We start from the raw sequence: 7,168 nt of genomic DNA on the forward strand, positions 1-7,168 counted from the left end.
TCAGCCCGCGATCTTGGCCTTGGCTGCTTCAAGGCCCGGCTCGCCCGTCACGGTGGTGACGCCCTCCAGCCAGGGGGCGAGCGTGTCGGGATGGGCCGCCAGCCATTCGCGGGCCGCCGCCTCCGGCTCCTTGCCGTCATTCAGGATGGCGCCCATGATCTCGTTTTCGAGCGGCAGGGTGAATTCGAGGTTTGCCAGGAAGCGGCCGAGATTGGGGCAGGCTTCCGACAGGCCCTTGCGGGTGTTCGTATCCACCACGGCGCCACCGAAATTGGGGCCGAACACATCGTCCCCGCCTTCCAGATAGGCGAGTTCGAAGTTGCTGTTCATCGGGTGCGGTTCCCAGCCCAGGAAGACGATGGGCTGCTCACCCCGCGTCTGCCGCGCAACCTGCGAGAGCATGCCCTGCTCGGAGGATTCCACGAGCTCGAAGCCGGACAGTCCGAACTGGTCCTTTTCGATCATCGTCAGAATCAGCCGGTTCCCGTCATTGCCCGGCTCGATCCCGTAGATCTTGCCATTCAGCTGCTCGCGGAACTTGGCGATGTCCGAGAAGCTCTTCAGCCCCGCATCGTAAAGATATTTCGGGACGGCGAGCGTGTATTTGGCGCCTTCCAGATTGGTGCGCACGATCTCGATCTCGCCCTTCTCGCGGTAGGGGGCGATATCGGCTTCCATGGTCGGCATCCAGTTGCCGAGGAATACGTCGATATTGCCGTTGGCGAGCGAGGTGAAGGTGACGGGCAGGGCCAGAATGCTGGTCTGCGGCGTGTAGCCGAGCGCTTCCAGGACGACGGAGGCCGTGGCTGTCGTGGCGGTGATATCCGTCCAGCCGACATCGGCGAAGCGGACGGTGTGACAGGAGTCGGGCTCGGCCGCGATGGCGGCCTGGCCCATCATGCCCACGCTCAAAGATGCTGCGAAGGCCGTTGCGAGAAGGCGTTTTGCCGAGGACATGAAGTCTCCTTATCCGAAACGTGACGGGTCGGTGATATCATACAGTCATGTCGATGCGTGCTCTCCCGGCGCCCTGACCGGGCGCCACAGGCAGATTGAGACAGCTTGGCAGTTCAAGTCAACGGCACTGAACGATCGTTCAGTCGCCAAAGTGGGCGACGCAGGCAAAATTTACGCGTTTCCGTCACTCCGGCAGGGTGAAGCGCGGATCGGTTGAACGACCGTTCAGCGAATGATATCCTGTGGGTTCATCAGGAGGTACCATGTCCAGGGCAGTCGCATCAGGCCGAACCGGTGTCGAGGAAGAGCGTCGCCGCCAGCTGGTGGAGGCCACCGTCGAGGCCATGGCCGAAGTGGGCTTCGCCGCGGCGAGCCTGTCGGAGATCGCAGGGCGGGCGGGTTTTGCGCCGAGCCTCGTATCGCATTATTTCGGCGACAAGGACGGGCTTCTGGAAGCCACGCTGCGCCATCTGGCCAGCCGCGTATCGGACGCGGTGCTGATCCGCCTGCGCGATGCGGCGACGCCGCGCGAGCGTATCCAGGCGGTGATCGACGCCAATCTGGCGCCGGAAGAGTTCGACCAGCGGTCGGGCAGCGTCTGGCTGGCCTTCTGGGGCCAGGTCCTGCACTCCACGCGCCTGCGCCGCATCCAGCGCGTGTATCAGCAGCGCATGCTGTCCAACTTGCGGCACGATCTTCGGCACCTTGTCGTGGATGAGGACGCCGAGCGGATCGCGCTCGCCATCGCGGCCGTCATCGACGGGCTGTGGCTGCGTTCCACCCTGTCGCAGACGGTCGAAACCGACAGCGAGGCCGCCCGGCGCATGGCGACCGACTTTGCCGACCGCGAGATCGCGGCGGCGCGTCCCGTGCAGGCCCGCGCCGAACTGCCCCGGCCCGCCATCGGCGAAAGCCTGCCGCTCGTGTCGAGCTTCATCGGCGGGCGCTCGGTGCGCAGTACGCGCGGCCGCAGCTTCGCCAATGTGAACCCCGCCACCGGCGAGGTGGTGGCCGAGGTCGCGATCGCCGGCCCGGACGAGGTGGAAGCCGCCATCGCCGCCGCGCGGACGGGGCAGGCCATCTGGGGCGCCATGACCGGGGCCGAGCGCGGCCGCATCCTGCAGCGCGCCGTCGGCCTCCTGCGTGAGCGCAACGACGAGCTGGCCGAACTGGAGACGATCGATACCGGCAAGCCGGTCCAGGAAACACGTGCGGTGGATATCGCCTCCGGCGCCGACTGCCTGGAATATTTTGCCGGGCTGGCCGCTTCGCTGTCCGGCGAGCAGGTCGATCTCGGCCCCCAGGCCTTCGGCTATACGCGGCGCGAGCCGCTCGGCATCGTGGCCGGCATCGGTGCCTGGAACTACCCCATGCAGATCGCCTGCTGGAAGGCCGCGCCGGCGCTGGCGGCCGGCAACGCCATGATCTTCAAGCCGGCGGAGCTGACGCCGACGACGGCTGTGCGCCTGGCGGAAATCCTGACCGAGGCCGGCCTGCCCGACGGCGTCTTCAACGTCCTGCAGGGCGATGGCAGCACCGGCCGGCTCCTGTCGCGCCATCCGGCCATCGCCAAGATATCCCTGACGGGAGAGGTCGGCACCGGCAAGAAGGTGATGGCCGATGCCGCCGCCACCCTGAAGCAGGTGACGCTGGAACTCGGCGGCAAATCCCCGCTCGTCGTCTTCGACGATGCCAGCCTGGAAGATGCCGTCTCGGCCGCGATGCTCGCCAACTTCTATTCGGCCGGTGAGGTCTGTTCCAACGGGACGCGCGTTTTCGTGCAGGAGGCGTTGCACGGCGCCTTCCTGCGGCGTCTGAAGGAGCGCACGGAACGCATGGTGGTCGGCGATCCGCTGGACCCTGAAACGCAGGTCGGCGCGCTGATCTCTCAGGCGCATATGCAGAAGGTCCTGTCCTATATGGATATCGGGCGGCGCGAGGGCGCCCGCCTGGTGACGGGCGGCAGCCGCCTGCAGGATGGCGCGCTGGCCCGCGGGGCCTTCGTGGCGCCGACCGTCTTCGACGCCTGCCGCGACGACATGCGCCTGGTGCGCGAGGAGATCTTCGGCCCGGTCATGTCCGTCCTGACCTTCCGCGACGAGGAAGAGGTCGTGGCGCGCGCCAACGATACCGATTTCGGCCTGGCGGCCGGTGTCTTCACCCGTGATCTTGCGCGCGCGCACCGCGTCATCGCACGGCTCGATGCCGGCACGACCTGGATCAACCACTACAATATCACGCCGATCGAACTGCCCTTCGGGGGCGTGAAGCGCTCGGGGCTCGGGCGTGAGAACGGGCGCGCCGCGCTGGATGCGCATACGCGGGTCAAGAGCGTCTACGTCAATCTCGGCTCCGTGGACTCCCCCTACTGAGGCAGGTCGATGAACGAGGAATGGTTCGACTATATCATCATCGGCGCGGGCTCGGCGGGCTGCGTCCTGGCCGCGCGCCTGTCGGAAGACCCGTCCGTGCGGGTGCTCGTCCTGGAGTTCGGCGGGTCCGACCGTTCCGTCCTGATCCAGATGCCGAGCGCCCTGTCCATTCCGATGAACATGGACAAATACAATTGGGGCTATGAGAGCGAGCCGGAACCCGGGCTCGGCGGCCGGCGCATGAACCTGCCGCGCGGCAAGGTCCTGGGCGGCTCTTCCTCGATCAACGGCATGGTCTATGTCCGAGGTGCGCCGCAGGATTTCGACCGCTGGAAGGATGAGGGGGCGGACGGCTGGTCCTATGCCGATGTGTTGCCCTATTTCCGGCGGGCCGAAAACCGGCGCGGCGGGGGCGATGCCTATCGGGGCGATGGCGGCGCCCTGAATACCAGCTTCGGCGACATGACCAACCCGCTCTACACCGCCTTCGTGGAGGCCGGGCGCCAGGCCGGCTATCCCGTTACGGACGATTATAATGGGCGGCAGTTCGAAGGCTTCGGGCGCATGGACATGACGGTCCATAACGGGCGCCGCTGGTCGACGGCCAATGCCTATCTGCGCCCGGCCATGAACCGCCCGAACCTGCGCGTCGAAACCCATGCCTTCGTGGACCGCATCCTGTTCGAGGGGCGGCAGGCGGTCGGCGTGGCGTGGCGGCGCAAGGGCGTGGCCTATCGGGCGCGGGCTGGGCGGGAAACCATCCTGAGCGCCGGCTCGATCAATTCCCCCAAGCTTCTGAAACTGTCTGGCATCGGCCCGGCGGCGGAATTGCGGGAACACGGGATCGCCGTCGTCGCCGACCGGCCGGGTGTCGGCGAGAACCTGCAGGACCATCTGGAATTCTACTTCCAGATCGCCTCGCGCGAGCCGATCACCCTGTATTCGGCGCAATCGCTCGTCGCCAAGGGCCGCATCGGGGCGCGGTGGCTGCTGACCAAGAACGGGCTCGGTGCCACCAACCATTTCGAAAGCTGCGGCTTCATCCGGTCCAGGCCCGGCGTGCCCTATGCCGATATCCAGTATCACTTCCTGCCCCTCGCCGTGACCTATGACGGCAAGGGACTGGCGTCGGAACACGGGTTCCAGGCGCATGTCGGGCCGATGCGCTCGCCCTCACGCGGGCATGTGCGCCTGGCCTCCGCCGATCCGCAGGACAAGCCGCGCGTCCTCTTCAACTATATGAGCCGCGATGAAGACTGGATCGACATGCGGGCCTGCGTGCGGCTGACGCGGGAAATCTTCGCCCAGCCGGCCTTCGACCGCTATCGCGGCCGGGAGATCCAGCCGGGCGCCCATGTCACGAGCGACGAGGATATCGACGCCTTCATCCGCGAACATGTGGAGAGCGCCTACCACCCGTCCTGCACCAACCGGATGGGGCGGGCGGAGGATCCGATGGCCGTCGTGGATGAAACGACGCGGGTCATCGGCGTGTCCGGCTTGCGGGTGGTCGATTCCTCCATCATGCCGTCCATCACGACCGGCAATCTGAATGCGCCCACCATCATGATTGCCGAGAAGGCGGCCGATCATATTCGCGGCCTGCCGCTCCTGCCGCGAACGGAAGTCGACTATGCCCGGCCGCAGAACTGGGAAACCGCCCAGCGCTGACGGCCCGAACTACAGCGCGCCGATCCGGCGCAGATGCGCCAGTATGGCCCGCGCGGCGAGATCGGGGCCCGGACCGACCAGGCATTCGCCGCCCGTCGAAGCCGCCATTTCCGTTGCCGCGCGCAGCCGTTCCGCGGCCGTGCCGCCCGCTGCCGCGTGCCGCATGATGCGGGCCCTCGGGCGGTGCGGGCGCTCTTCCACGTCCGGCGCGGCGCGGGGCTGACCCTCGATGCGCGGCGTTGTTATGTCGATGGTCCCGGCCCTTGCCTGGCCATAGGCATAGGGCAGGGGCGCCGGCGCGGCCGGGTGAACCGTGACGATGACCGGGCCGCTTGCGCGAATGCGCCGGCGCAGCCCCTTGGGCAGGGCCTGGTCGGCGACGAAGGCGCCGTCCGCATAGGTCAGGGCCGCCGCATCGGCCAGGAGCGGCCAGCCGAGCCGCTCCGCCAGCATATAGGGTAGGAGCCCGGTTTCACTTGCGCCTTCGCTCCGCCGGCCGCTGAGGACGATGTCGGGCTTCCCGGCTGCGATGGCATCGGCCAGCGCGGCGACGGGATCGGCAATTTGCGGCATGGCGATGACGCTGGCGGCCGTGAGCCCATGGCCGAGGGCCGGGCGAATGGCCTCCGGCACCGGGCCGGCATGGAGCCCGCGCATGTCGGCGCCAAGCTCTGCGGCAATGCGGATCGCCTGCGCCTCGACCCGCGGTGTCAGCACCCGCCCGGTCGATGCGTCCTGCGCTGCGGACAAAAGGATGATCGCCTTCACGCCTGCGCCTCCTCTGCCAGAAGCCGCAGGAGCGCCTCCATCACGGGATGGGCATCCGCCACGATGGCAAGTTCGGCGCGTTCGACCATCGCGGCATGAAGATCGGTGTTGACGGCGATGACGTGCTCGCAGCCGGCAATGCCCTGAAGGTGCTGCGGCGCCCCGGCAATGCCGAGCGCCAGGTAGCATTGTGCCGCCAGCACCGTGCCGGACGCGCCCACCTGGGCGGCCCGCGGCATATGGCCGGCATCGCAGAGCATGCGGCTGGCGCCCGGCGTGCCGCCGAGAGCGGCGGCCACGCGGCGGAACAGATCGAAGTCGCGGATGCCGTTGCCGGCCGACACCACGAAGTCGGCCTCGGCAAGCGGCAGGGAGCCGGCCTGCGGGCGGATGAGTTCGGCGTCAAGGCTCGGCGGCGGGGCGAGTTCCGCGTCCACGGCGCGCGCCTCCCGGCCCTTGCCGGCATAGGGCTGCACCATGTCGGGCAGGATGGTCATGATGGCGGCCGGCTGGCGCGCCACCTGGTCCAGGCCGCGCCCGCGCAGGGTTCGGACAATGCCGCGCGGGCCGATCTGTTCGACGGCCGGGAAGAAGCCGCAATCGAGGCGGGCGGCCAGCCGACGCGCCAGATCGGCTCCGTCGGCCGCTTCGCTGGCCACAACATGGCGCGGGCCGACCTGCCGGTACAACGCTTCGACGAGCGCCAGGCGGGCGGCAGGGTGCGGCGCCTGAGGGAGGACGATCACCCGGTCGGCGCCGGCAGCGCCGGCATCCTCCACCGGCCGGTCGACGACCAGGATGACGCCGCCCTGAGCGCCTGCCAGAAGCCGGGCGGCGCCGAGGATCTGGCGATCCGTGGGGGACAGCCGGTCCTGTCCGGGCTCGGCCAAAGCGAGGATGGTGAAGGCAGGCGCGTCCAGGATGAGCACGTCCCGCGTGGGTAGCCCCGAAGGCAAGGCCGGGGCGGCTGGAGCTGCGGCGGGCAAGAGATGGCTTGCCGCCCGGTCGAGGCGCAGGCGTGGATCGATCGAGACCGTCTGGCCCGCGCGCTCGGCGCGCGGATCGCGCCGGGCCCGCCCGCCGGGGCCCGTTGCTGCTACCTGCCGCGCCATATCGAAGCGCGGGCGCGCTGTGCCCGGCACGCTGTGCGCCAGGCGGTCCGAACGGGGGTCGCGGCGCTGCCGGCTCATGCGGGGACCAGGGGCGTATCGGCGCGCCGCAGCTCCACGGAGCGCAGCGCCAGTTCGGCAAGGTCGAGGACGTCGGGCCGATCCCCGACCACGCCCTCCAGCATGGCGGTGCATTGCGGACAGGCGACGGCCACGACGGCGGCGCCGGTTCCGGCCGCCTGGGCCATGCGCAGATCCGGAATACGGCTTGTGCCCGCCACGTCGGTGACC

General features: G+C 68.7%; 5 protein-coding genes and 1 pseudogene. 2 read left to right on the plus strand and 4 right to left on the minus strand.

Annotated features, from left to right (window positions below; translation table 11 throughout):
* Complete coding sequence (locus AUL30_RS09980; protein WP_062227703.1) at positions 1-957, minus strand: choline ABC transporter substrate-binding protein; 957 nt, start codon at positions 955-957, stop codon at positions 1-3.
* A gap of 263 nt (positions 958-1,220) precedes the next feature.
* Here AUL30_RS09980 and betB point away from each other — a divergent pair, with 263 nt between their 5' ends.
* On the plus strand, positions 1,221-3,329 hold the full coding sequence (gene betB / locus AUL30_RS09985) for a betaine-aldehyde dehydrogenase (RefSeq protein ID WP_083507819.1): 2,109 nt from the start codon (positions 1,221-1,223) through the stop codon (positions 3,327-3,329).
* Between the two features lie 9 nt (positions 3,330-3,338).
* On the plus strand, positions 3,339-5,000 hold the full coding sequence (betA, locus tag AUL30_RS09990) for a choline dehydrogenase (protein ID WP_062227705.1): 1,662 nt from the start codon (positions 3,339-3,341) through the stop codon (positions 4,998-5,000).
* 9 nt (positions 5,001-5,009) lie between these two features.
* On the opposite strand, the gene AUL30_RS09995 is transcribed toward betA, so the two are convergent.
* From AUL30_RS09995 to AUL30_RS10005, 3 genes and pseudogenes are all read right to left on the minus strand, one after another.
* A complete protein-coding gene (locus AUL30_RS09995; RefSeq protein ID WP_062227706.1) occupies positions 5,010-5,768 on the minus strand; it encodes an adenine nucleotide alpha hydrolase family protein in 759 nt (252 codons plus the stop codon).
* A complete protein-coding gene (locus AUL30_RS10000; RefSeq protein ID WP_062227707.1) occupies positions 5,765-6,958 on the minus strand; it encodes an electron transfer flavoprotein subunit alpha/FixB family protein in 1,194 nt (397 codons plus the stop codon). Before AUL30_RS10000 ends, AUL30_RS09995 begins: the two co-directional genes overlap by 4 nt.
* Positions 6,955-7,168 (minus strand): annotated as a pseudogene (locus AUL30_RS10005) ((Fe-S)-binding protein); the annotation flags it as partial. The gene AUL30_RS10000 and the pseudogene AUL30_RS10005, both read right to left, overlap by 4 nt.

It is taken from the genome of Aureimonas frigidaquae (genome assembly GCF_001463905.1).
GTDB classification, from domain to species: Bacteria; Pseudomonadota; Alphaproteobacteria; order Rhizobiales; family Rhizobiaceae; genus Aureimonas; species Aureimonas frigidaquae.